Source organism: Roseateles sp. GW835-FHT13E02, assembly GCF_058794035.1.
Map to the genome: position 1 here is coordinate 154,869 of NZ_JBXAGJ010000001.1, position 22,608 is coordinate 177,476.

General features: G+C 67.6%; 17 protein-coding genes. 13 read left to right on the forward strand and 4 right to left on the reverse strand.

The window, feature by feature from the left end:
* Positions 1-18: 18 nt before the first annotated feature.
* Positions 19-1,341, forward strand: coding sequence for an ATP-binding protein (locus tag AC1Q6P_RS00690; RefSeq protein WP_171825943.1), 1,323 nt, complete (start codon positions 19-21; stop codon positions 1,339-1,341).
* Positions 1,342-1,348: 7 nt separating this feature from the next.
* Here the strand turns inward: AC1Q6P_RS00690 and ispF are convergent, their stop codons facing one another.
* Positions 1,349-1,876: a 2-C-methyl-D-erythritol 2,4-cyclodiphosphate synthase gene (ispF, locus tag AC1Q6P_RS00695; protein ID WP_492663907.1), complete on the reverse strand. Its 528-nt coding sequence runs from the start codon at positions 1,874-1,876 to the stop codon at positions 1,349-1,351.
* 164 nt (positions 1,877-2,040) lie between these two features.
* Between ispF and AC1Q6P_RS00700 the strand changes: the two genes are divergently transcribed.
* Positions 2,041-4,296, forward strand: coding sequence for a patatin-like phospholipase family protein (locus tag AC1Q6P_RS00700; protein ID WP_492663908.1), 2,256 nt, complete (start codon positions 2,041-2,043; stop codon positions 4,294-4,296).
* A gap of 39 nt (positions 4,297-4,335) precedes the next feature.
* Here the strand turns inward: AC1Q6P_RS00700 and AC1Q6P_RS00705 are convergent, their stop codons facing one another.
* Together AC1Q6P_RS00705 and ispD are read right to left on the reverse strand one after the other, a co-directional pair.
* Complete coding sequence (locus AC1Q6P_RS00705; protein ID WP_102767218.1) at positions 4,336-5,082, reverse strand: helix-turn-helix domain-containing protein; 747 nt, start codon at positions 5,080-5,082, stop codon at positions 4,336-4,338.
* Between the two features lie 156 nt (positions 5,083-5,238).
* Positions 5,239-5,949: a 2-C-methyl-D-erythritol 4-phosphate cytidylyltransferase gene (gene ispD / locus AC1Q6P_RS00710; protein ID WP_271009856.1), complete on the reverse strand. Its 711-nt coding sequence runs from the start codon at positions 5,947-5,949 to the stop codon at positions 5,239-5,241.
* Positions 5,950-6,207: 258 nt separating this feature from the next.
* On the opposite strand from ispD, the gene AC1Q6P_RS00715 reads away from it, so the two are divergent.
* From AC1Q6P_RS00715 to AC1Q6P_RS00755, 9 genes are all read left to right on the forward strand, one after another.
* Positions 6,208-7,488 carry an efflux RND transporter periplasmic adaptor subunit gene (locus AC1Q6P_RS00715; RefSeq protein ID WP_492663909.1) on the forward strand — a complete coding sequence of 427 codons (1,281 nt, stop codon included), beginning with the start codon at positions 6,208-6,210 and terminating at the stop codon, positions 7,486-7,488.
* 158 nt (positions 7,489-7,646) lie between these two features.
* Positions 7,647-8,375, forward strand: coding sequence for an ABC transporter ATP-binding protein (locus AC1Q6P_RS00720; RefSeq protein ID WP_492663910.1), 729 nt, complete (start codon positions 7,647-7,649; stop codon positions 8,373-8,375).
* An 8-nt stretch (positions 8,376-8,383) separates the two neighbouring features.
* On the forward strand, positions 8,384-9,718 hold the full coding sequence (locus AC1Q6P_RS00725) for a TolC family outer membrane protein (protein WP_492663911.1): 1,335 nt from the start codon (positions 8,384-8,386) through the stop codon (positions 9,716-9,718).
* Positions 9,715-11,028, forward strand: a complete 1,314-nt coding sequence (locus AC1Q6P_RS00730; protein ID WP_492663912.1) for an ABC transporter permease — start codon at positions 9,715-9,717, stop codon at positions 11,026-11,028. The genes AC1Q6P_RS00725 and AC1Q6P_RS00730 overlap by 4 nt, the downstream gene beginning before the upstream one ends.
* An 11-nt stretch (positions 11,029-11,039) precedes the next feature.
* Positions 11,040-12,284: an ABC transporter permease gene (locus AC1Q6P_RS00735; RefSeq protein WP_492663913.1), complete on the forward strand. Its 1,245-nt coding sequence runs from the start codon at positions 11,040-11,042 to the stop codon at positions 12,282-12,284.
* A gap of 40 nt (positions 12,285-12,324) precedes the next feature.
* Positions 12,325-13,686 carry a sigma-54-dependent transcriptional regulator gene (locus tag AC1Q6P_RS00740; RefSeq protein WP_492663914.1) on the forward strand — a complete coding sequence of 454 codons (1,362 nt, stop codon included), beginning with the start codon at positions 12,325-12,327 and terminating at the stop codon, positions 13,684-13,686.
* A gap of 9 nt (positions 13,687-13,695) precedes the next feature.
* Positions 13,696-15,003 carry a sensor histidine kinase gene (locus AC1Q6P_RS00745; RefSeq protein WP_492663915.1) on the forward strand — a complete coding sequence of 436 codons (1,308 nt, stop codon included), beginning with the start codon at positions 13,696-13,698 and terminating at the stop codon, positions 15,001-15,003.
* Between the two features lie 43 nt (positions 15,004-15,046).
* The gene (locus AC1Q6P_RS00750) at positions 15,047-16,120 is read left to right on the forward strand and encodes a hypothetical protein (RefSeq protein WP_492663916.1); all 1,074 of its coding nucleotides are present in this window, start codon (positions 15,047-15,049) and stop codon (positions 16,118-16,120) included.
* 48 nt (positions 16,121-16,168) lie between these two features.
* The gene (locus AC1Q6P_RS00755; RefSeq protein WP_492663917.1) at positions 16,169-17,227 is read left to right on the forward strand and encodes an RNA methyltransferase; all 1,059 of its coding nucleotides are present in this window, start codon (positions 16,169-16,171) and stop codon (positions 17,225-17,227) included.
* Between the two features lie 60 nt (positions 17,228-17,287).
* On the opposite strand, the gene AC1Q6P_RS00760 is transcribed toward AC1Q6P_RS00755, so the two are convergent.
* Positions 17,288-18,841, reverse strand: a complete 1,554-nt coding sequence (locus AC1Q6P_RS00760) for a methyl-accepting chemotaxis protein (protein ID WP_492663918.1) — start codon at positions 18,839-18,841, stop codon at positions 17,288-17,290.
* A gap of 246 nt (positions 18,842-19,087) precedes the next feature.
* On the opposite strand from AC1Q6P_RS00760, the gene AC1Q6P_RS00765 reads away from it, so the two are divergent.
* Both AC1Q6P_RS00765 and AC1Q6P_RS00770 read left to right on the forward strand, forming a co-directional pair.
* Positions 19,088-20,209, forward strand: coding sequence for a cobalamin B12-binding domain-containing protein (locus AC1Q6P_RS00765; RefSeq protein ID WP_492663919.1), 1,122 nt, complete (start codon positions 19,088-19,090; stop codon positions 20,207-20,209).
* 78 nt (positions 20,210-20,287) lie between these two features.
* A complete protein-coding gene (locus tag AC1Q6P_RS00770) occupies positions 20,288-22,558 on the forward strand; it encodes a putative bifunctional diguanylate cyclase/phosphodiesterase (RefSeq protein WP_492663920.1) in 2,271 nt (756 codons plus the stop codon).
* The last annotated feature ends 50 nt before the right edge of the window (positions 22,559-22,608 follow it).

Sequence of the window (22,608 nt, forward strand, 5' to 3'; positions counted from 1 at the left end):
GCCCAGCGACCGGACCACATGCCCAAACCAGAGTTCGCTCTGAACCTCTTCTGGCGCACCTTTGCCCTGCTGGCCCTGCTGCTGGCCGGCGGCGTGCTGGCCTGGCAACAGACCTTCAAGGTGCTGGAGGCCGAGCCTCGTGCGCTGCAGGCCGCGCAGCAGCTGGCCGGCTTGGTCAACCTCAGCCGTGTGGCGCTCGAAGGCAGCGATGCCATCAACCGCGTCACCACGCTCAAATCGCTGGCCCGCAGCAACACCGTGCAGGTGCGCGTGGCCGAGGACAGCGACCGCTGGCAGCCCTACGACATCAACACCTTCGCCCGCCGCCTGGTGACCGAACTGCGCCAGAACCTGGGCCAGGATACGGTGGTGGCGCGCAGCGTCAACGACGATGAAGGCCTGTGGGTGCGCTTCAGCATCGGCCCCGATGCCTACTGGCTCAAGACCAGCGCGGCGCCGGTCTCGGTCAGCCTCTCGGGCAAGGGCTGGTGGCTGGTGATTGCCTTGATTGCCAGCGTGCTCGGCTCGGCGGCCATCACCCGCTTGATCAATCAGCCCCTGCGCGCGCTCAGCGAGGCGGCCCACCGCATCCGCGAGGGCGAGTACGACTCGCGCCTGGACGAAACCACCCGCACCAGCGAGATCCGCGATGTCAACACCGGCTTCAACCGCATGGCGCGCGAGCTGGCCAAGGTCGAGGAAGACCGTGCGGTGATGCTGGCCGGCATCTCGCACGACCTGCGCACGCCCCTCGCCCGCCTGCGCCTGGAGGCCGAGATGAGCGTGCCCGATGAGCAGGCACGCCAATTCATGGCCCAGGACATCGACCAGCTCGATGCCATCATTCACAAGTTCATGGACTACGCCCGCCCCAACGAGCTGCGGCGCGAACCGCTCGAGCTGGCCGCGGTGGTGGAGCGCGAGGCCCAGGCCTTCCGCTGGCCCGACCAGATCCGCATCGCAGTGGCCCTGCCCTCGGGCACCAAGGTCTGGGCCGACGAAACCGAGCTGGCGCGCGTGCTGCTCAATCTGTTCGAGAACGCACGCCGCTACGGCCACGCGCCCGATGTGCCAGCCCTGGTGGAAGTGACCTGCACGCAGAACGGCCCCTGGGTCACCCTGCAGGTGCGTGACCACGGCCCGGGTGTGCCGGCCGACATGCTGGCCCGGCTGACCACGCCTTTCTTCCGCGGCGACGCGGCGCGCACGGCGGCCAACGGCGCCGGCCTGGGCCTGGCCATCGTCGAAAAATCGGTGCTGCGCCTGGGCGGGCAGCTGCGCATCGGCAATGCCGTCGACGGCGGGCTGCAGACCCTGATTCGCCTGCAGCGCGCGAACTAAAACCCCGTCAAGCCAAGGCCACCAGCAGGCAGACCGCCCGCGTCTCGATCGCCTTGCCCTCACCCACCGGGCCCATTTTCTCGGCCGTCTTGGCCTTCACATTGACGCGCGCCAGCTCGACGCCCAGCACCTCGGCCAGGCGGCTGCGCATGGCCAGGATGTGCGGCGCCATCTTTGGCGCTTGCGCAACGATGGTGCTGTCCAGGTTGACGATCTGCCAGCCGGCAGCGCGCACCTGGCGGTAGGCCTCGGCCAGCAGCACCATGGAATCGGCGCCCTTGAACTCGGCCGCGGTGTCGGGGAAGAGCTTGCCGATATCGCCCAGGGCGGCCGCGCCCAGCAAGGCGTCGGTGATGGCATGGGCCAGGGCATCGGCATCCGAGTGGCCCAGCAGGCCATGGCTGTGCGGGATGGTCACGCCGCCCAGCACCAGGGGCCGGCCTTCGACCAGGGCATGGGTGTCCCAGCCTTCACCGATGCGCAGCGGCGGCAGCAAAGAGGCGGAGGACGATGTGGCGGCAGCATTCAGGGACATGACGAGTGGGCGCAAGGCCGGCAAAGAGTTCCAATGCGGGGGAGCTTAGCGCATCACTTCCGCCATGCTGCCCTCGGCCCGCCGCGGATTCGGCTGGCGCCGCGTCTGAACGCGCTATCGTTCGCCCCGGCGCCACCTGACTGATTCATCCCTCTCGAACACCCATGCCTTTGCTGCCTCGCTTGTTCTGTCTGACCCTGGCATTGGGTCTCGCTCTAGGCTGTACCGGCAGCCCGGCGCAGACCGTGCTGCCAGGCGACCCTCCGATCGCGCCCATTCGCGCCGATGGGCAGCGCGCCAAGATTGGTCTGGTGCTGTCGGGTGGCGGGGTGCGCGGCCTGGCCCATATCGGTGTGCTCAAGGTGCTGCGCGAACGCAAGATCCCGGTGGATCTGGTCGTTGGCACCAGCATGGGCGCGGTGGTGGGCGGCGCCTATGCCTCGGGCCGCAGCATCGAGGAGATGGAAGCCTTTGTGCAACACACCGACTGGCCCAGCGTGCTGGCCGACCGCCCGCCGCGCCAGAACCTCAGCTTCCGGCGCCGGGAGGAAGATCAGACCATCCCCTCGCGCCTGGAACTGGGTGTGGATCCACGCGGCGGGCGCACCACCTTGCCACCCTCGGCCGCGGGCAATAGCGCGTTGGAGGCTGCGTTGGAAAGCCTGGTGCGCGGCGAACAGGCCGAGACGCCGATCAGCCAGCTGCGCCTGCCCTTCCGCGCCCTGGCCACCGATTTGCTCAATGGCGATCTGGTCGAGATGGTGGACACGCCGCTGTTCCTGGCCATGCGCGCCTCCATGGCCGTGCCGGGCGTGTTCTCACCGGTGCGTGTGAACGGCCGCGCGGTGGTGGACGGCGGCCTGGTGCGCAATCTCGGCGTCGATGTGGCGCGCAAGATGGGGGCCGACATCATCATTGCTGTCAATGTGGGCTCACCCCTGCTGGAAGAGCGCGAGATCACCAGCGCGGTCGGCGTGGCCAACCAGATGCTGCAGATCCTGACCAATCAGAATGTGGCCCAGTCGCTGCGCGAGTTGCGCAGCGTCGATGTCTTGATCGACCCCGATCTGGGCAATATCAGCTTCATGGACTTCAGCCGTTTCGAAGAGGCCATGAGATCGGGCGAACGCGCCGCCCACGCCGCGCTCGAACGATTGACTCCACTGGCGGTGGACGACGAGCATTTCGCGCGCTACGAGCAAGGTCGGCTGCGCGAGCCCGCCCCGCTGAGCCAGCAGGCCCTGCCCCTGGCCAGCCTGAAGATCGAAGGCACCCAACGCAGCAACCCCAAGGCCTTGCGCGAAGAACTGGGGCTGCATGTGGGCAAGCCCGCCAGCCCTGAGGACATCAAGCGCGCCACGGCTGCCTTGTACGGCCTCGGCGACTTCGAGCGCATCGACGCGCAAGTCAGCGATGTGGAAGGACAGCGTCACCTGACCCTGCATGTGCAGGAGGCCGAGTGGGCGCACAACCGCCTGCGCTTCGGCCTCAGCCTGAAAAGCAATTTCGGTGACACCAACGGCTTCACGATCAGCGCCATGCATGTCAGCACCTGGCTGAACCGCTGGGGGGCCGAGCTGCGCAGCTCGGCCAGCCTGGGAGAGAACCGCGGGCTGAGCTTTGATCTGATCCAACCCCTGGGAGCCGGTTCGCCCTGGTACCTCAACCTGGTCAGCAACACCGAGAGCACGAACACCGATTTGCATGATGCCTTCGGTCGGCGCAGCATGCGGCTGAGCGTGGGCCAGGCCGGCACCGAGCTGGCGATCGGTCGCCGCTTGTCCAACTGGGGTGATGTGCGCCTGGGTGCAGTCCGGGCCTCGGGTTCGGTGCGCGCCGTGATTCCTGAGCCCGCAGAGAACCCCAATCTGAAGTACCGGGTCAGGGGCGCTTTTGCCGAGTTGCGCACCGACACCCTGGATTCCCTGGCCTTCCCCAGCCGCGGGCACATGGTTTCGCTGCGCTTGCAATACGCGTCCACCACGCACGGCACGGACGCCTTGAACGCCGGCGCCATGGGCCTGGCCGCCTTCCGTGCCGGCCGCTGGGCCGGCCATGTCTACACCGAATGGCAGCACGCAGCCCTGGGCAGCGCAGGGGGCAGCCTGGGCGGTTTCTTGCGCCTTTCAGGCACCAATGAAAACTCACTGGAGGGCCGCACGCTGGGCTTCGGCCGCCTGGTGATGGCGCGCCGCATCGGCGAGATGCCCATCGGTTTGGGCGGCGCCATCCGCGCCGGCATGTCGCTGGAATTGGGCGGCATCATCCGCGACCGAGAGCTGTTCGACCGCAGTCAGCTGAAACTGGCCGGCAGCACCTTCCTGGCTTTTGACACGCGCTTCGGTCCCTTCTACCTGGCGCTGGGCGGCACCTACAAGGGCCAGGGCACCGCCTACCTCTTCCTCGGCCCGACCTGGTAGGCGGGGCGCCGGAGCGCCCCGCCCCGCCTCGCGGATGCCTCAGCTCGCCTTCTTGACCCGGCGCATGGCCGTGAACTGCTCGAACTCCCAGGAACGCAGGCCCAGCAGCAGGGTGAAGCCATCTCGCTCGCTGGGCTGCAGGCGCTGATCGTCCTGGTGCAAACGCGCCAGTTCAGCGGCCAGCTGGCGGATCTTCTGCACCAGCTCCTGCGCGCTCGGGTTGGACAGACGGCCATGCACGCAAAGCAACGCCTCGCCGTCACCATCGAAACGGCCCGCGAAATAGTCGTTGACGACGTATTTACGGAAGAAGTTCTGCACCGGGCCATCGGGCAGCCAGTGGAAGGCGATGGACACGCGCATGCGGTAGCGGTTCAGCGGCTTGAGCTCGATCAGTTCCAGGCGGTCGAGCTTGACCAGGTAGCGGATGCACTCGGTCTCGCTGATGTCATAGGTCTCGATGATCTGCTCCAGAGTCCAGTGACCCAGGCAGCAGATCGCCACCAGCAGCAGCTTGGGGTCGCTGACCAGGGAGCGTTCCTGCGCCAGCGTCAGCGTGTCGGCATGCGGCGTGGCGTCCGCCGCCTGACGCAGGACATCCTCCATGGCCACACCGACGGCCTTGCAGATCTGGGCCAGGCGAGACAAGCTCATATCGCCTTGCGAGAACATGCGCTTCATGCTGGACTCGCTCATCTCCAGGCGCTGGCCCAGCTGCTTGTAGGTGATGCCGGCGGCGCGCATCTCGCTGCGCAGGACCTGGATCAGGACTTCGGGGCTGCTCATGGTGACTCTCTCCTCTCGCTGGGCTCAAATTGGTAGCGTATCGTAATACCTAATTACAAGAATTAACAAGTAAAGTTCAGTTTTACGAATCCTCAGGATGAACTGCAGCTGGGCGCGATGAACTGCAGCTTCGCACCGGAGCCCGCTCGGACGAGCTCAGCGGCTGCGCAGCAGGCGCTCGGCCAGGGCGAAGTCCGCCGGCCAGGTGACCTTGAAGTTCTCCATCGGCGACTCGACCAGCAGCGGCGCGTGACCGAGTGCCTCGACGGCACTGGCCTCGTCGGTGACCGAATCGCCGGCCATCATCAGCGCCGGCTTGAGCATGCCAAGGCGAAACATCTGCGGTGTCTGGGCGGCCCATTTGTGGCGCCGATCCACGGTGGCGGCCACGCGGCCAGCTTCGGCCTGCTTGAGCGTGTCGGCCAGGGGCAAGGCCAGCAGGCCGCCCACCTCATCCTCGGCACAGGCCTCGATCAGGCGCAGCACCCACTCGGGCCGGATCAAGCAGCGCGCCGCGTCGTGCACCAGCACCCAGTCGTGCGGCTGGGCGCCGCGCGCCATCAGCTCGGTCAGACCGGCGCTGACGGTCTCGGCCCGGCTGGCACCGCCGACCCGGGCCACCCAGGCACGTTCGCCCTGGAACTCGGGAATGGCCGCTTCGAACAGATCGTCCTCTGGCGAGAGCACCACCAGGGTCGCCTCCAGCGCCGCCACCTGCGACAAAGCGTCCAAGGTGTGGGCCATCATGGGCCGCCCGGCCAGCGTCACGTACTGCTTGGGCCCGGTCGCGCCGGAGCGAGCGCCGATGCCAGCGGCCGGCACCAGGGCGAAGCAGCGCGGCTGCAGCCCGATGGGGAAATGTGTCATGGCGCGGATTCTAGGACCGTGGATGGAGGCGTCGCTGAGGCCCCGCCGCCGTTCCAGCCCTGTCCGATGCGGGTCGATCCTGTCCGCTCCTGTCCGCTCCTGTCCGGCATCGGTGTCCGCCGCAGTGTCCGCGGACACTGCGGCACCGGCCCCTGAAGGCCGCCAAGGCCCATGCCACCGAGCTTGGCGCCATCTCGAAGAGCTGGCATGCAGCTTGCAATGATTCAGGCAAAGCCCCTCCAAGGAGACCCTGACACCATGATTCGAGACACCTCTGCTCAGGACCAGGTCTTGAGCCCCCGTCGACGCAGGCTGCCATCCCGCTGGCTGCTGGCCACGGTCGGCCTGGCCGCCTTGCTGGCCCTGGCCTACACCGTGCCCAAGCTGCGCGATCAAGTCGGCGGCCAAGGCGCCTCTTCGGTCAAGCTCTCGCGCCTGAGCCTCTCGACCGCAGAAATCGGTCCGCTGACGCGTGAAGTCAGCGGCGAGGGCAAGGTGGTGGCCGCGATCAGCCCCACGCTCTATGCCGGCAATGCCGGTACGGTCAGCCTGACGGTGCAAGCGGGCGACCCCGTTCAGCGCGGCCAGATCCTGGCCCGCATCCACAGCCCCGAGCTGGCCGCCCGCCTGGCCCAGGAGCGTTCGAACGCCGATGCCTTGAAGAGCGAATGGCTGAGGGCCGAGGCCGACGCCCGCCAGCAGCGCGCTCAAAGCCAAAGCAATCTCGAGACCGCCACCATCGCCCAGCAAAGCGCGCGCAACGAGCTCAAGCGCCAGACGCAAGCCTTCGAGGCCGGCGCCACCGCCCGCGCGCAGGTCGACCAGGCGCAAGACGCCCTGGCCCGCGCCGAAGTCGCCCTGCGCCAAGCGCGCGGCTTGCTGGACCTGAAAGACGAAGCCAGCAAGTTCGAGCTGCAGGCCAAACGCCAGGCCTTCGAGCGCCAGCAGCTGAATGTGCAGGACCTGAGTCGCCAGGTGGATGAGCTGGCGGTGCGCTCGCCAGTGGACGGTCAAGTCGGCCAGCTTTTCGTCACCGAGCGGGCCAGCGTCGCCAAGGACGGTCGGCTGCTCTCGGTCGTGGACCTGAGTGCGCTGGAAGTGCAGATGCAGGTGGCCGAGAGCTTTGCCCGCGAACTGCAGGCCGGCATGCCCGGCACCATCCAGGGCAATGGCCAACAGTGGAAGGGCGTGGTCAGCTCGATCTCGCCCGAGGTGGTCAACAACGAAGTGGCCGCACGGCTGCGCTTCCAGGGCCAAAGGCCCGAGCAGCTGCGCCAGAACCAGCGCCTCTCGGTGCGCGTGCAGCTGGACCACCGCGACCGCGTGCTCACCGTCGCCCGCGGCAGCTTTGTCGATGAAGGCGGCGGCCGCTTTGTCTACGTGCTGAAGGACGGCCAGGTGCAACGCCGCGCCATCCGCCTGGGCGCACAGGGCCTCGCCCGCGTCGAAGTGCTGGAAGGCCTGCAGCCCGGCGAGCAGATCGTCAGCAACGGCGGCGAGCTGTTCCAGGGTAAGGAGCGGGGAGTAGTGAGTGAGTAGCTGAACTCTTTGGGTGAACAGGTGAACGGGTGAACAAGTGAATCACTCCCCTGCCACCACCCACTCACCCATTCACCTGTTCACCTGTTCACCTGTTCACCTGTTCACCTGTTCACTCGCTCTCCCCACACCCATTCACACCCAACCGGTACCCACCCATGCTCCACATGCAATCCCTCGCCAAGGTCTACCGCACCGAGATGGTCGAGACCTATGCCCTGCGCAACTTCAACCTCGAGGTCAAGGCCGGTGAGTTCGTCGCCGTGACCGGGCCCTCGGGCTCGGGCAAGACCACCTTTCTGACCATCGCCGGCTTGCTGGAGGCCTTCAGCGGCGGCCGCTACGAGCTGGACGGCGTGGACGTCAGCGCCATGGACGACGACGCCCGCTCGCGCATCCGCAACCAGAAGATCGGCTTCATCTTCCAGGCCTTCAATCTGATCCCGGATCTGAACGTGCTCGACAACATCGAGGTGCCGCTGCGCTACCGCGGCATGGGCGCGGCCGAGCGCAAAAAGCGCGCCACCGAAGCCCTGGCCCGCGTGGGCCTCTCGGCCCGCGCCAAGCATTACCCGGCCGAGCTGTCCGGCGGCCAACAACAGCGCGTGGCCATCGCCCGCGCCCTGGCCGGTGAACCCAAGCTGCTGCTCGCCGACGAGCCCACGGGCAACCTCGACAGCAGCATGGCGCGCAGCGTGATGGACCTGCTGGAAGAGCTGCACCGCGACGGCGCCACCATCGTCATGGTCACCCACGATATGCAGCTGGCCGCGCGGGCGCAGCGCAATGTCCATGTGATCGACGGCCAGGTGGTGGACCTGGCGGCCGAGCTGCGCATGGATCCTTCCTTGCTGCAAGGTCAGAGCCAGGCCGTCCAGATGCCATGAGCACCACGATGAGTCTGACCCCTTTCAGCTGGCGCCAGCTGGCCGCAGCCGCTCTGCTGAGCCTGGCTGCCACCGCGGCGGCGCAGGCGCAAACGAGCCAGGATCTGCTCCAGGTCTACGCCCAGGCCCGCGCCGCCGACCCGCGCCTGGCCCAGGCCCAGGCCTTGCGCGGCGTGCAGCAGGAAAGCGCGACCCAGGCCCGCGCTGCCCTGCTGCCACAGTGGAACCTGGAGCTGGCCGCCAGCCGCCAGCCCGGCGGCGCCCACCAGCAGCAGCTGAGCAGCCGCATCAGCCAGGCGCTGTTCGATCTCAGCCGCCTGCGCGAATGGGATGCCGAGAGCCGCCTGCTTTCGGCTGAAGACGCCCGGCTGCAAGCGGCCGAGCAGGCCCTCTGCGCTCGCGTGGCCAGCGCCTATTTCGGCGTGCTCTCGGCCCAGGCCGCGCTGCGCAATGCGCAGGCCAATGAGGCCGCGTTTGCGGCCCAGGTGGGGCAGGCGCAAAAGCGCTTCGAGGCCGGCTTGTCGGCCGCCGTCGATGTCGAGCAGGCACGCACCTACCACCAGCTCTCGCGCGGCAGCAGCTTGCAGGCACAGGAGCAGCTGGACGATGCCCGTGCCGCCCTGGCCGAGATCACCGGCCAGGCACCCGCCGATCTGCAGGGCCTGAGCCCGGCCCTGCGGGCCCAACCGCCCCAGCCCGCCTCTCGCGAAGCCTGGGTCGAGCAGGCGCTGCGCCAGAACCCGGCCCTGCGCGCCGAAGCCCTGCGCCTGCAGGCCAGCGAAGACCGCATGGCCGCCAGCCGCGCCGCCCACCTGCCCAGCCTGAGCCTGGGCCTGGACAGCCAGCGCCTGCAGGGCGCGGCCGTGCCCGCAGCCCTGGCCGGGCGCAACGAGCACACCGTGGCGCTGCGCCTGAACATCCCCTTGCTGGCCGGCGGCGCGACGCAGGCGCAGAGCCGAGGCGCCGTGCACCAGCGCGATGCCCTGCGTGAACAGCTGGAGCAAGCGCGTCGCGCCCTGCAACGCGAAACCCAGGCCCAGTACCAGGCCGTGCTGCTCAGCGCCCAGCTGCTGGAGAGCACCGCCGCCGCCGTGCAGGCCGCCAACGAGGCCCTGGCCGCCACCCGCGCCGGCCAGGCCCTGGGCACGCGCAGCATGACCGACCTGCTGCTGGCGATTCAGTCGCAGACCGCCGCACAGGGCGCGCATGAACAAGCGCGCCACCGCCATGTGCTGGCCACCGTGCTGCTGCAACAGGCGGCCGGCCAGCTGAACGAGGCCAGCCTGGCCCAAGTCAATCAATTGCTGCAGCCCCGCGCGGGCGCAGCCGAGGGTTCCCCATGAGCATGCTGAACTACTACTTCGATCTGGCCCTGCGCAGCTTCCGCGCGGCCAAAGGCCTGAGCCTGCTGATGATCCTGGCCCTGGGCTTGGGCATCGGCGCCTGCATGACCACGCTGACGGTCTTCCACGTGCTGGGCGGCGACCCCATCCCGGGCAAGAGCGAGCGCCTGTTCAATGTGCAGCTGGACGCCGAAGCGGCCGACCCCAGCTTCAAGCCGGGCGACGAGCCCGTGCGGCAGCTGACCCGCTTCGATGCCGAGGCCTTGCTGCAAGCCAAGAAGGGCCGGCGCCAGGTCATGATGACCGGCGCCCAGGCCACGGTCTTGCCGGACGACCCTGCGCTCAAACCTTTCGTCACCACGGCACGCTGGACCAGCGCCGACTTCTTCACCATGTTCGAGGCGCCATTTGCCTACGGCAGCGGCTGGGATGCGGCCGCCGATCAGGCCGACGCGCGCGTGGTGGTGATCTCGCACAGCCTGAATGAAAAGCTGTTTGGTGGCGCCAACAGCGTCGGGCGCGAGATCCGCCTGCGCGAACAGGGCTTCCGCGTCGTCGGCGTGCTCAAGCCCTGGCGGCCCGTGCCCCATTACTTCGACCTGACCCAGGGCGCCTACACCCAGCCCGCCGAGGTGTATGCGCCGATATCCACCTCGTTCCGGCTGAACATGGGCAGCTCCGGCAATATGAACTGCTGGGGCGACCTGGATGGCAAGCACCCGCGTGATCTGAACGTGCCCTGCGCCTGGCTGCAGTACTGGGTCGAGCTGGACTCGGCCGCTCAAGCCGCTGAGTACCGCAATTACCTGCTGCAGTACTCCGAGGAGCAAGGCCGCGCCGGGCGTTTCGAGCGGCCGGCCAATGTGCGCCTGCGCCCGGTGATGGAGTGGCTGGATCATCAACAAGTGCTGCCCAGCGATGTGCGCCTGCAGGTCTGGCTGGCTTTTGCCTTCCTGCTGGTCTGCCTGACCAACACGGTGGGTCTGCTGCTGGCCAAGAGCCTGCGCCGCTCGGCCGAGATCGGGGTGCGCCGCGCCCTGGGGGCCACGCGCCGCGCCATCTTTCAGCAATTCCTGGTCGAGGCCGGCGTGCTCGGCCTGATCGGCGGCTTGCTGGGCCTGGCGCTGGCGGCGCTGGGCTTGTATCTGGTGCGCCTGAGCCCGGCGCCCTATGCCCGCCTGGCCGAAATGGACTGGCCCATGCTGGCCCTGACCCTGGCCCTGGCCCTGCTGGCCAGCCTCGCCGCCGGCCTGCTGCCCGCCTGGCATGCCGCCGGCATCAGCCCGGCTCGTCAACTGAAAACCCAGTGAGGACTCAATCCATGGAACTGATGCCCATCCTCTCCACCCTGCGCCGCCACAAGACCGCGGCCGGCCTGATCGTGCTCGAGGTGGCGCTCACCTGCGCCATCGTCTGCAATGCCCTGCACCTGATTCAACAGCGCGTGGAGCGCATCCAGGCCGAAAGTGGTCTGGCTGAATCTGAGTTGGTGACCCTCTACCTCAGCGGCATCGGCAAAGCCGACAATGTCGACGAAATCACCAGCCAGGACCTTCAGGCCCTGCGCGCCCTGCCTGGCGTGAAAAGCGCCACCATCATCAACCAGGTGACGTTCGGCAACAGCAGTACCGTCAGCGGCATGCGCCAACAACCGGAACCCAATGGCGAAGGCATCGCCGTGCCGCAATACGCCAGCGATGAACATGCGCTGACGACCATGGGCCTGAAACTGGTCGAGGGCCGCAACTTCCGCGCCGAAGAAATCGTGCTCGACAACGCCTTCAACGGCCCCGGCGAGAACCCGCCGCGCCCTCGCCAGGTCATCATCAGCCAAGCCCTGGCGAAACGTCTGTTTCCCGGCAGTTCAGCTCTCGGCAAACAGGTGTACGTCTTCGGCGATGCGCCGATCGAGGTGATTGGCGTGGTGCAGACCTTGGGAGAGGTTCATCCGGGCCCCCAAGCCCAAGGACCGAACGAAACCGGAGGTGCAGGCCGGTACGGCATGCTGCTGCCGCTGCGCAACAGCTATCGCGGAGGCTTCTACGTGATGCGCGTAGACCCGGCTCAACGTGATGCGGTGCTCAAGGCGGCCACTCCTGTGCTGGAGTCCATCGGCGGCAAGCGCATGGTGCGCGAGGCGCGCACGCTGGAGGAGATGCGCAGCAGCTACTACGCGCAGGACCGCGCCATGATCTGGCTGCTCGGCGGCGTCTGCGTGGCCCTGCTCCTGGTCACGGCCCTGGGCATCGTCGGCTTGGCCAGTTTTTGGGTGCAGCAGCGCACCCGCATGATCGGCACCCGGCGCGCCCTGGGTGCCACACGCGGGCAGATCCTGCGCTATTTCCAGCTCGAGAACCTGCTGCTGTCCAGCGCCGGCATTGCGCTCGGCATGGGCGCGGCCTACGGCATCAATCTGGCCCTGATCCGCAGCTATGAGCTGCCCTTGCTGCCGGCCTATTACCTGCCGGTGGGCGCGCTGACGCTTTGCTTGCTGGGCCAGCTGGCCGTGCTGGGCCCGGCGCGGCGCGCCGCAGCCTTGCCGCCGGTGGCAGCCCTGCGTTTCTGAGCCCCGCGCCCCAGCGTCCTCTTGCTATGCTCGCCACCCCATGAGACATGTGCTGATCATCGATGACAACGCCGGCGTGCGCGAGGCCCTGGCCCTGCTGCTCTCCCTGCACGACATCGAGCCCCTGCTGGCCGATAGCCCGGCCCAAGGTCTGGCCCTGCTGGCGCGGGCCCGCCCTTCCGTGGACCTGGTGATCCAGGACATGAACTTCAGCGCCGATACCACCTCGGGCGAAGAAGGCGCGGCCCTGTTCCGCGCCATCCGGGCCCAGCACCCCGACCTGCCCGTCATCCTGCTGACTGCCTGGACCCGGCTGGAGGCGGCGGTGGAGCTGGTCAAGGCCGGCGCGGCCGACTACCTGGCCAAGCCCTGGGATGATCACAAGCTAGTGGCCACGGTGGAGAACCTGCTGGAGCTGGGCGAATCCAACCGCGCCCTGAGCCAGGCGCGCCAGGCCCGCCAGGCTCGCCGCGCACAGCTGACGCAGCGCCTGGATCTGGCCGGCCTGGTGTTCGCCTCCGATGCCATGCTGAGCACGCTGGAGCTGGCCGCACAGGTGGCGCGCACCGAGCTGCCCGTGCTGATCAGCGGGCCCAATGGCAGCGGCAAGGAGCGGCTGGCGGCCATCGTCCATGCCAACTCGGCCCAGCGCACAGGTCCCTTCGTGGCCCTGAACTGCGGCGCCCTGCCCGCGGATCTGATCGAGGCCGAGCTCTTCGGCAGCGAAAGCGGCGCCTACACCGGCGCCCACAAGGCACGCGAGGGCCGCTTCGAGGCGGCCGATGGCGGCACGCTGTTCCTCGATGAAATCGGCACCCTGCCCCTGGCCGGCCAGGTCAAGCTGCTGCGCGTGCTGGAGACCGGGCGCTTCGAACGCCTGGGCTCCAGCCGCACGCGCAGCAGCCAGGTGCGCGTGATCAGCGCCACCAATGCCGACCTGAAAGCCATGGTCGCCGAAGGCAGCTTCCGCGAAGACCTGTACTACCGGCTCAATGTCTTTGAGCTGCGCCTGCCCCCGTTGGCCGAGCGGCGCGAAGACATCCTGGTGCTGGCCGAGCATTTCCTGGCCGGCGCGGCCACCTTGTCAGAAGCAGCGCGCGAGGCCTTGCTGGCCCACCGCTGGCCGGGCAATGTGCGCGAGCTGAAGAATGTGATGGCGCGCGCCGGCCTGCTGGCTGCCGGCGCCAGCATCCAGCCGCAGCACCTCGGTCTGCAAGCGGCAGCGCCAACGGCCGCCTCGGCAGCCGGCCATCGCAACCTCGACGAGCCCAGCCGCGAAGCTGTTCAGGCCGCCCTCACGGCCGCTGGCGGCGTGGTCAGCCGCGCCGCCCAGGCCCTGGGTCTGTCGCGCCAGGCGCTGTACCGGCGCATGGAGCGTTATGGCATGGCCGAAGCCAGCTGAGACCGATTCATGCAATGGCGACTCTTCCTGGCCCTGCTGGCCGCGGCCCTGCTCGGCGCGGGCGCGCAGGCCCTCATCCAGCAGTGGCAGTGGCCGATCTACAGCCTGCTGGTGCTGGCCCTGCCCCTGTATGGCCTGAGCGGCCAGCTGCTGGAGCCGCTGCGCCGCTTGCTGCGCGCGCTGGAGGGTGCGGTGCTCAGCTACCGCGATGGCGACTTCAGCATGTCCATCGCCGCCGGCCCCAGCGGCCCGCTGCGCCAGGCCGAGCTGGCCGCCTTGCTGCGCGCCCACCAGGAGCTGGGCCTGGCCCTGCGCGAGCAACGCCAGCAGCTGGCCCGGCGCGAGCTGCTGCTGGACACGGTGGTGCAGAACACGCCCCTAGCCTTGCTGCTGCTGCAGGAACCCGGCGGTGAAATCAGTTATGCCAATATTGCCGCGCGCCAATTGCTGGCCCAGGGGCGCAGCCTGGCGGGCCTGAGCCTGGCCAGTCTGCTGGATGACAGCCCCGAGGCCTTGCGCCTGGCCCTGGCCGGCGGCCAGGACCAGGTCTTCGGCATGAGCGAAAACGGACAGGAGGAACTCTTCCACCTCTCGCAACGCAGCCTGCAGCTGCAAGGCCAGCCGCACCGCCTGCTGCTGCTGCGGCGCATGACGCGCGAGCTCTCGCGCCAGGAGGTGGCCAGCTGGAAGCGGGTGATCCGCGTCATCAGCCATGAGCTGAACAACTCGCTGGCCCCCATCTCCTCGCTCTCGCACAGCGGCGCCGAGCTGGCGCGGCGCGGCCAGACCGAGCGCCTGGAGGCAGTGTTCGCCAGCATCGGCGAGCGCTCGCGCCAGCTGCACCGTTTTCTGGCGGCCTATGCCGAGTTCGCCAAGCTGCCCTCGCCGCACTGGCAGACCGTGGATTGGCCGGCCTTCCTGGCCGGCCTGCTGGCCCAGCACCCCTACCGGCTGGAGGGCGCCGTGCCCACCCGCCCGGCCCGCTTCGACCCGGGCCAGCTGGCTCAGGCCTTGATCAATTTGCTCAAGAACGCCCAGGAAGCCGGCGGCCCGCCCGAGGCGGTCAGCCTGGCCGTGGAGTGGCAGGCGCGCGAGCTGTGCTTTGTCGTGCGCGACCGCGGCTGCGGCATGAGCGAGGCGGTGCTGGCCCAGGCCTTGCTGCCCTTTTACTCGACCAAGCGCAGCGGCGGCCAGCATGGCGGCAGCGGCCTGGGCCTGGCCCTGGCACGCGAGATTGCCGAGGCCCATGGCGGTCGCATTGGCCTGAGCAACCGAGAAGGCGGCGGCCTGGAGGTGAGGCTCTGCCTGCCGCAGTGAAGACCTAGACTGGATGCCCACAGCTCGAGGCAAGGGAGAGTCCATGGAATTCGCGCAGATGCAAGAGACCTGGCTGGCCATGGCGCCCGATCGCCGGGCGCTGTGGTGGCAAGCTGCGGCCGCTTTCGCCCTGGCGATGCTGCTGCCCTTGCTGCTGGAGCTGCTGTACTTTCGCCGCCGGGCCAAGGCGGGCAGTTGGTTGAAGCTGCGCCTGCTGTCCCTGCTGATGGCGCCGCTGTGCTTCGCTGTGGTCTGGCTTCCCGCGCGGGCGGTCTCCGGGCCCATGGCCCTGGGGGTGTTCTACCTGCTCTTGCTGACCGTGGGCCCAGGCTTGTGGTTTGGCAGCCATGCCTGGCTGGGGCGGCGCCTGCGGCCGCCGATGAGCTGGCTGGAATCGCTGGTGATGGCCGTGCTCGGCCTGGTGCTGCTGTTCGGCCTGCCCCTGATGGCCGCCCAGATGGCGGAGATGGAGATGGCCAAGGAAGCGCGCCAGCTCAGTGCCAGCCCCCGGCAAGCGCCCGACGAATCGCTGCTGCCCCACCGCGTGCTGCCGCCCAAGCTCTACCGCATGCCGGGGGTCGGCCTGGTCTGGACCCAAAGCCTGATCGCGCCCGAGGGCCTGCGCCTGCTGAGCATCGACCAACGTGTGGCCGGGCCCTGGTATCCCAGCGCCGGCGTCAGCCATCCGCAGTTCTGCACGCAGGGTGGCGATCTGCATCTGATGTGGTCGTCGCAAGAGCCGACACCCCAGCTTCGCTTGCACTGGCGTGACGCTTACGGACAGAAACACAAGGCGTCACACTTCCCGGCGACCAGGCCCACGGCGGAGGGCAGCGAGGCCGAGGAGTTTCGGATCGGCTTCCGTCCCCGCGGCCTGGACCCCAGCGCCCCGATCCCGCGCAGCCGTGTGTATCTGAGCATGATCCTCGGAGCGGGACCGGAGCCCTATATGCGCGCGCTCAGCCAAAACGACCCCGAGGACCCACAGGACAGCGATTGCATCCTGCCCGGCTATCAGCGCCCGAAGATCGGGCATGAGGGCGACATCGTCCAGGTCGGCCTGACGTTCCAGGCACCGAGCGGCCAGCCATGGCTGCGCGCGGACTTTCGGCGCTGACGCGCGCAGCTCGGCTCCCAAACGCGGCTGAGCGACAATCGCCGCCCCATGCGCATCGAAGACATCCGCCAGCGCTTGCGCGCCCTGGGCGCCAAGCCGCCCCACGAACTCCGCCTCCTGCGCGACTGGGTGCGGGCACGCCCGCACGAGCGCAGCCGGCGCAAGCCCGAGAACTTTCTGCCCCTGGCCCTGCGCGATGGCCTGGAGGCACTGGATGCCGAGTTGCAGGGCCTGACCCGGCTCGTTTCCAACCACCCTGGCGAGGACGGCTCGGCCCGCCTGCTGCTGGCCCTGCGCGACGGCATGACAGTGGAAAGCGTGCTGCTGCCACGCGAGGGCTTGTGCGTGTCCAGCCAGGTCGGCTGTGCGGTCGGCTGCCAGTTCTGCATGACCGGGCGCGAGGGCCTGATCCGCCAAGTCACCAGCGCCGAAATCATTGCGCAAGTGGCCCTGGCACGCAGCCTGCGGCCGGTCAAGAAGGTCGTGTTCATGGGCATGGGCGAGCCGGCCCACAACCTGGAGCATGTGCTGGAGGCGATCGAATTGCTGGGCCTGGAGGGCAATATCGGCCACAAAAACCTGGTCTTCTCGACGGTCGGCGACCCGCGCGTGTTCGAGCGCCTGCCCCTGGGCCCGGTCAAGCCAGCCCTGGCCTTGTCCCTGCACACCAGCCGCGCCGATTTGCGCGAACGGCTGCTGCCACGCGCGCCGCGGCTGACACCGGAGGAGCTGGTCGCGCTGGGCGAAGACTACGCGCGCAAGACCGGCTATCCGATCCAGTACCAGTGGACCTTGCTGGACGGCATCAATGACACGGCCGAGGAGCTGGACGGCATCGTTCGCCTGCTCAAGGGCAAGTACGCCATCCTCAACATGATTCCCTACAACAGCGTGCCCGAGCTGCCCTTCACCCGGCCCAGCTGGGACAAGGCCGAAGGCATCGCCCGCGCCCTGCACCAGCGCGGTGTGCTGACCAAGTTGCGTGATTCGGCCGGCCAGGATGTGGACGGCGGCTGCGGCCAGCTGCGCGCCCGGGCGCTGGCCAGCGATGGCAGCGCCAGCGACGCAGTGATCCGCGTGCAGCGGCGCAGCGCCGGGGCGCACTGAGCCGCAAGCGCCGGCCCGGCCCCGGCCCTGGTCCCGGCCCCAAGTCTCAGTCCTCAGGCCTCAGGTCTGCAGCTTGAACACCGCCATGGCCTGGACCAGCTCATTGGCCTGACCTTCCAGGCTCTCGGCTGCAGCGGCCGACTGTTCGACCAAGGCCGCGTTCTGCTGCGTGGTCTTGTCCATCTGGGTGATGGCCTCGTTGACCTGGGCCACACCGCGGCTTTGCTCCTGGCTGGCGGCGCTGATCTCGCCGACGATGTCGGCCACACGCTTGATGGCGCTGACGATCTCGCCCATGGTTTGACCGGCCTGATCGACCAGATCGCTGCCCTGCTCGACCTGCTCGACACTGGCGCTGATCAGGGTCTTGATCTCCTTGGCCGCACCGGCGCTGCGTTGCGCCAGAGCGCGCACCTCGCTGGCCACCACGGCAAATCCGCGGCCTTGTTCGCCGGCCCGCGCAGCTTCCACGGCCGCGTTCAGGGCCAGGATATTGGTCTGGAAGGCGATGCCGTCAATGACGGCGATGATGTCCGAGATCTTGCGCGAGGACTCGTTGATGTCCTTCATGGTGCTGACCACCTGGCCGACGACATCGCCGCCTTGTTCGGCCACCATGGACGCATTCATGGACAGCTGCTTGGCCTGCTGCGCGTTGTCGGCGTTATGGCGCACGGTGTGGCTGAGCACATCCATGGTCGCCGCCGTCTGCTGCAATGCGGAGGCCTGCTCCTCGGTGCGAGAAGACAGGTCCAGATTGCCCTGCGCGATCTCGCTGCTGGCCCCCGAGACCCGCTCGGCATTGCCGCGCACGCCGCCAACCAAGGAAGTCAACGCCTGCCGCATCTCTTTCAGGGCCTCCAGCAAGGGCGAAAACTCATCGCGCTCCAGATCCGGCTCAGGGTGGGCCAGATCGCCGTCCCGCACCCGCTCTGTCAGCTGCCGAGCCAAGCGCACACGGCGCTTGAGCAAGCGCGCCACGTGCACGGAAAACACCAGCAAGGTCAACAAGGACAAGAGCGCCAAACCCACCACCAGATGCCAGGTGCTGCGGGTCTGATCCTGCATGCTTTCAATGTCCTCTTTGAGGGTGCGCTCCTGGTAGTGCACCGTATCGGCCAGGATGGCCAGCACCTCGTTGCGGGCCGGAATGGTGCGGTCGACCAGGTAGGCAAAGGCCTCGTCATTCTGGCCTGCCTTGATGAGGTCGACATTGGCCATACCCGCCTGCCAGAAGCGGGCCAGGGGTTCGGCCAATTTGGCAAACCGTGACTTGCCTTCCTCGGTGAACAGATCGTCCTGGTAAGCCTTGAGCAGCTTGTCGATGTCCTGGCGCTTGGCGCTGATGTCATCGACGGCGCCCTGCAACTCGGACGGATTGCGCGCCAGCATGGCGTGGCGCAGCTGCAGAGAGACCCGGGTGATGTTGAGCTCGACATCGCCGATGCGCGACAGCTGGGGCACCCGCAAGTTCTGCGTAACCTCCGCAATTTGATCCACCCGGGACAGCTTGAGGTAGGAGACCAAAGCCACACCCCCGAGCGACAGGGACAAAACCAGCGCCAAGGCATAGAGTCGCGCGGCAATTCCAAACCGCACCTTGCCATTCACCATCGGATCACCTCAATTGACCTCAAACACATGGGTGGGGAGTCTCAGACCTGGGGCACCCTGCGGCAAGTGCATATTTATCAAATTTGTCATTTCAAATCTTGAATTGACCCACATCAAATATTCCGAAAATCACCGCATCCAGGCCCCGTTTTCGCCTTGACAGCCGCGAGCAGGCGCCGAAGACTGCCCATCGTGCGCCCTGAAGGCAGCCAAGCCCGGGGTTCCATCGTCTCTTGAGATCGATCCATGAACCTCAACACGACGCAACCCGCCTCAGCGCCCTTGACGCCCCTCTCGGCGAAAGCGCTGCGCACCGTGCAAGGCATGCGCGAACAGGTGACCCTCCAAGCCAGCCTGCGCCTGAAGCAATGGCAGCTCCAGTTCGCACAACAAGGGTCCGCGGCCTACGCACCCACCAGCGAAGCAGAGCTGCGGCAACACCTGGAGTTCCTGATCCCCAGCCTGGCCACGGGCAACAGCCGACCTTTTGCCAATTACCTGCGATGGCTGCGCAGCGTGCGCCAAGCTCGGCGACAAGCCTGCGAACCCTTGCGCGACGGCCTGCTCTGCATGGCCGAGTGCCTGGCTCCCCATTTGGGCCCCGAGCGAAACACCCTCGATCTTTTGTTGCAGGACTCCCTCGACGCGTCCGAAGCGGCCGGGTCCACGCGCGAGCGCCCTGAACCTGAGGACCATGGATTCGACATACAGCCCCACTTCGAGGACGCTTTGTTGCAAGGGGATCGGGCCGCAGCCTTGGCCTTGATGGTTGAGCTGGAGACACAGGGCTTGGCACTGGTCGAGATTGAAGTGCGGCTGATCGCACGCAGCCTGCAAAACATCGGCCTGCGCTGGCAGCGCAATGAGATCTCCGTCGCCCAGGAGCACCTGGCCACCGCCACCGCCAGCACGGTGATGGCCGATCGCTTTGCCCACCACCCATTGCCACCGCTCAACGGCCAACGGGCCTTGCTGGCCTGTGTCCAGGGCAACCGACACTCGGTGGGCTTGAGCATGGTGTCCGATGCATTGGAACTGGCGGGCTGGGAGGTTCAATGCCTGGGTGCCGACACGCCGACGCCCGATCTGGTGGCCCAAGTGCTCGAATGGCGGCCCGGCTTGGTCGCGCTCTCTCTGGCTTTCTCCAGTCATTTGCTGGAGGCCCGCGAAGCGATCACCCAGATTCGCAAAGCCTGCGGCCAGGCGGCACCCCGAATCGTGGTGGGGGGGGACGCCCTGAACCAAGAGCCGGGCTGGGTTGATTTTCTGGGGGCGGATGGCTATGCACGAGATGCCCTGGGGGTGTTGCACGAGTTGCCGACTGACCCACCCTTGCCCACGACGGATTTGAGCGCACCAGTCTGCTGACCCGCGCCTATGGCTCCACCCTCGCGCCCCAGACACGGTGAGTCCCAAACGCGGTCGCCTGAAGAAGAGGCGTTGCGAATGGAATGGCTGGAACGCAGCCAAGCCACGGTGATGCTGCGCTTCAATGGCGAAGGCCAGTTGCTGCAGGCCAACGCGGGCTTTTGGCGTCTGCTGCAGAACCCCCAGGCGGCAGCGGGCGGCTCATCAGGTACTCCATCGATGCCTGACCTGCACCTGGACCCCGACCTCCGACAGATCCTGGTACAGCCCCCACTGGCTCAGCTCACTAGCCTGATGCCCGATGATCAAGGCCTGCTCTACCAAGGCCGCCTGAGCCTGGGTTGGCCCGATCAAAGTCTTCACAGCGTGATGGGCCAGGTCTTTGCGCTGCCAGAGCAACAGCTGCTGCTGATGGCCGAGTGCGATATCGCTGACCTCGAACGCTTGCAAAGCAAGGTGCTGGGCCTGAACGAAGACCTGGCCCAGTCGCAACGAGCGCTGGTTCGGGCGAACCGCAAGCTGGAGCAGCAGGTGCAGCAGCTCGACGAGGCCTTGCGGGCCAGCCTGGTCCAGGAGCAGGAGCTACGCATCGCCTCGATCGCCTTCGAGACCCAGGAGGCCATCTTCATCACCGATGCCGAGCTCAAGCTGCTGCGGGTGAACCGGGCCTTCTGCCAACACACCGGCATCCAGGCCGAGCAGGCCGTGGGCGCGCACTGGAGCTGGATGCTGTCGGCCCGCCACGAAGCCAGCTTCAGCGAGGCCTTGCTGGGCGAGCTGCGCCGCCAGGGGAGCTGGCAGGGTGAGTTCTGGTGCCGCACGCGCACCGGCGAGGATTGCCCGGAATGGCTGACCCTGACCGCCGTCAAGGACAGCTGGGGCCAGCCCCTCAACTATGTGGGCAGCTTCCTCGACATCTCGGAGCGCAAGGCGGCCGAGGTGGAGATCTTCAACCTCGCCTTCTACGACCCGCTGACCCAGCTGCCCAACCGCCGCCTGCTGCACGACCGGCTGCAGCACGCCATGTCCCTGCACAAGCGCAACCACAGCTGCTGCGGCCTGGTCTTTCTGGACCTGGACAACTTCAAGATGCTCAACGACACCCTAGGCCACAGCTTTGGTGACGCCTTGCTGGTGGAAGCCGCAGGCCGGCTCAAGAAATGCGTGCGTGACACCGACACCGTGGCGCGCCTGGGCGGCGATGAATTCGTGCTGTTGTTGGAAGGCCTGACGCTGGGCCAGGCCGAAGACCAGGTGAAGCGCGTCGTCAGCCAGGTGGCGGCCCAGATCAACCAACCCTTCCGCCTGAGCATTGCCGACGCCCAGGGCCAGCGCTTGCGCACCAGTCATGAATGCAGCGCCAGCATCGGCGTGGCCCTCCAGCAGCGCGCCGACGACAGCGCCGAAGAGCTGCTTCGCCATGCCGACCTTGCGATGTACCAGGCCAAGGCCGCGGGCCGCAACCAGGTGCGCTTCTTCGAGCTGCAGATGCAGACCGCACTGTCCACCCGCGCGGCGCTGGAGATCGACCTGCGCGAGGCCATCCGACTGGAACAGTTCGAGCTGTACTACCAGCCCCAGGTTGATGCCCAAGGCTGCATCCTCGGTGCCGAGGCCCTGATCCGCTGGCGCCACCCGGTGCGCGGCTGGGTGTCGCCGGCCGAGTTCATCCCCCTGGCCGAGGACAGCGGCCTGATCCTACCGATCGGCCTTTGGGTGCTGCAGCAGGCCTGCCAAGTGCTGGCGCGCTGGGCCACACTGCCCGCCCGCCAGGGCTTGAGCCTGGCGGTCAACGTCAGCGCCCGCCAGTTCCGGCAGGCCGACTTCATCCCCTCGCTGATCAGCTGCCTGCAGGCCAGTGGCGCCTCGGCCCAGGCCCTGAAGCTGGAGCTGACCGAATCCACCCTGCTGGCCGACGCGGCGGAGTCGACCGCCAAGATGATGGAGTTGCGCGAGGCCGGCTTGCAGCTGGCCCTGGATGACTTCGGCACCGGCTTTTCCTCACTGGCCTATCTCAAGCGCCTTCCGCTGCAGCAGATCAAGATCGACCAGGGCTTTGTCAAAGACCTGCCGCACGACGCCAACGATGCCTCCATCACCCGCGCCATCATCGACCTGGCCCGCAACCTCGGCCTGGAGGTGATTGCCGAAGGCGTGGAAACGAGCGCCCAGCGCAGCTTTCTGCAGGCCTATGGCTGCCAGCGCTTTCAGGGCTATCTGTTCGGCCAACCGATGCCACGGGCAGCCCTGGAGGCCCTGCTGGACGCCCAGGCCCTGCCCGCCCACTGGCAGGCACTCGATGCCCCACCCTCCGAGCCTCGTACCGGGTCGCACTCGGAGCCGGGCTGAATCCCGGGCCGCCGCCGTCTGACATCAGGCCCCGGCCAGCGCGGCCGGTT

Coding starts and splice junctions, on each gene's coding strand:
- AC1Q6P_RS00690 (WP_171825943.1), top strand. CDS start 19: ATGCCCAAACCAGAGTTCGCTCTGAACCTCTTCTGGCGCACCTTTGCC.
- ispF (WP_492663907.1), bottom strand. CDS start 1,876: ATGTCCCTGAATGCTGCCGCCACATCGTCCTCCGCCTCTTTGCTGCCG.
- AC1Q6P_RS00700 (WP_492663908.1), top strand. CDS start 2,041: ATGCCTTTGCTGCCTCGCTTGTTCTGTCTGACCCTGGCATTGGGTCTC.
- AC1Q6P_RS00705 (WP_102767218.1), bottom strand. CDS start 5,082: ATGAGCAGCCCCGAAGTCCTGATCCAGGTCCTGCGCAGCGAGATGCGC.
- ispD (WP_271009856.1), bottom strand. CDS start 5,949: ATGACACATTTCCCCATCGGGCTGCAGCCGCGCTGCTTCGCCCTGGTG.
- AC1Q6P_RS00715 (WP_492663909.1), top strand. CDS start 6,208: ATGATTCGAGACACCTCTGCTCAGGACCAGGTCTTGAGCCCCCGTCGA.
- AC1Q6P_RS00720 (WP_492663910.1), top strand. CDS start 7,647: ATGCTCCACATGCAATCCCTCGCCAAGGTCTACCGCACCGAGATGGTC.
- AC1Q6P_RS00725 (WP_492663911.1), top strand. CDS start 8,384: ATGAGTCTGACCCCTTTCAGCTGGCGCCAGCTGGCCGCAGCCGCTCTG.
- AC1Q6P_RS00730 (WP_492663912.1), top strand. CDS start 9,715: ATGAGCATGCTGAACTACTACTTCGATCTGGCCCTGCGCAGCTTCCGC.
- AC1Q6P_RS00735 (WP_492663913.1), top strand. CDS start 11,040: ATGGAACTGATGCCCATCCTCTCCACCCTGCGCCGCCACAAGACCGCG.
- AC1Q6P_RS00740 (WP_492663914.1), top strand. CDS start 12,325: ATGAGACATGTGCTGATCATCGATGACAACGCCGGCGTGCGCGAGGCC.
- AC1Q6P_RS00745 (WP_492663915.1), top strand. CDS start 13,696: ATGCAATGGCGACTCTTCCTGGCCCTGCTGGCCGCGGCCCTGCTCGGC.
- AC1Q6P_RS00750 (WP_492663916.1), top strand. CDS start 15,047: ATGGAATTCGCGCAGATGCAAGAGACCTGGCTGGCCATGGCGCCCGAT.
- AC1Q6P_RS00755 (WP_492663917.1), top strand. CDS start 16,169: ATGCGCATCGAAGACATCCGCCAGCGCTTGCGCGCCCTGGGCGCCAAG.
- AC1Q6P_RS00760 (WP_492663918.1), bottom strand. CDS start 18,841: ATGGTGAATGGCAAGGTGCGGTTTGGAATTGCCGCGCGACTCTATGCC.
- AC1Q6P_RS00765 (WP_492663919.1), top strand. CDS start 19,088: ATGAACCTCAACACGACGCAACCCGCCTCAGCGCCCTTGACGCCCCTC.
- AC1Q6P_RS00770 (WP_492663920.1), top strand. CDS start 20,288: ATGGAATGGCTGGAACGCAGCCAAGCCACGGTGATGCTGCGCTTCAAT.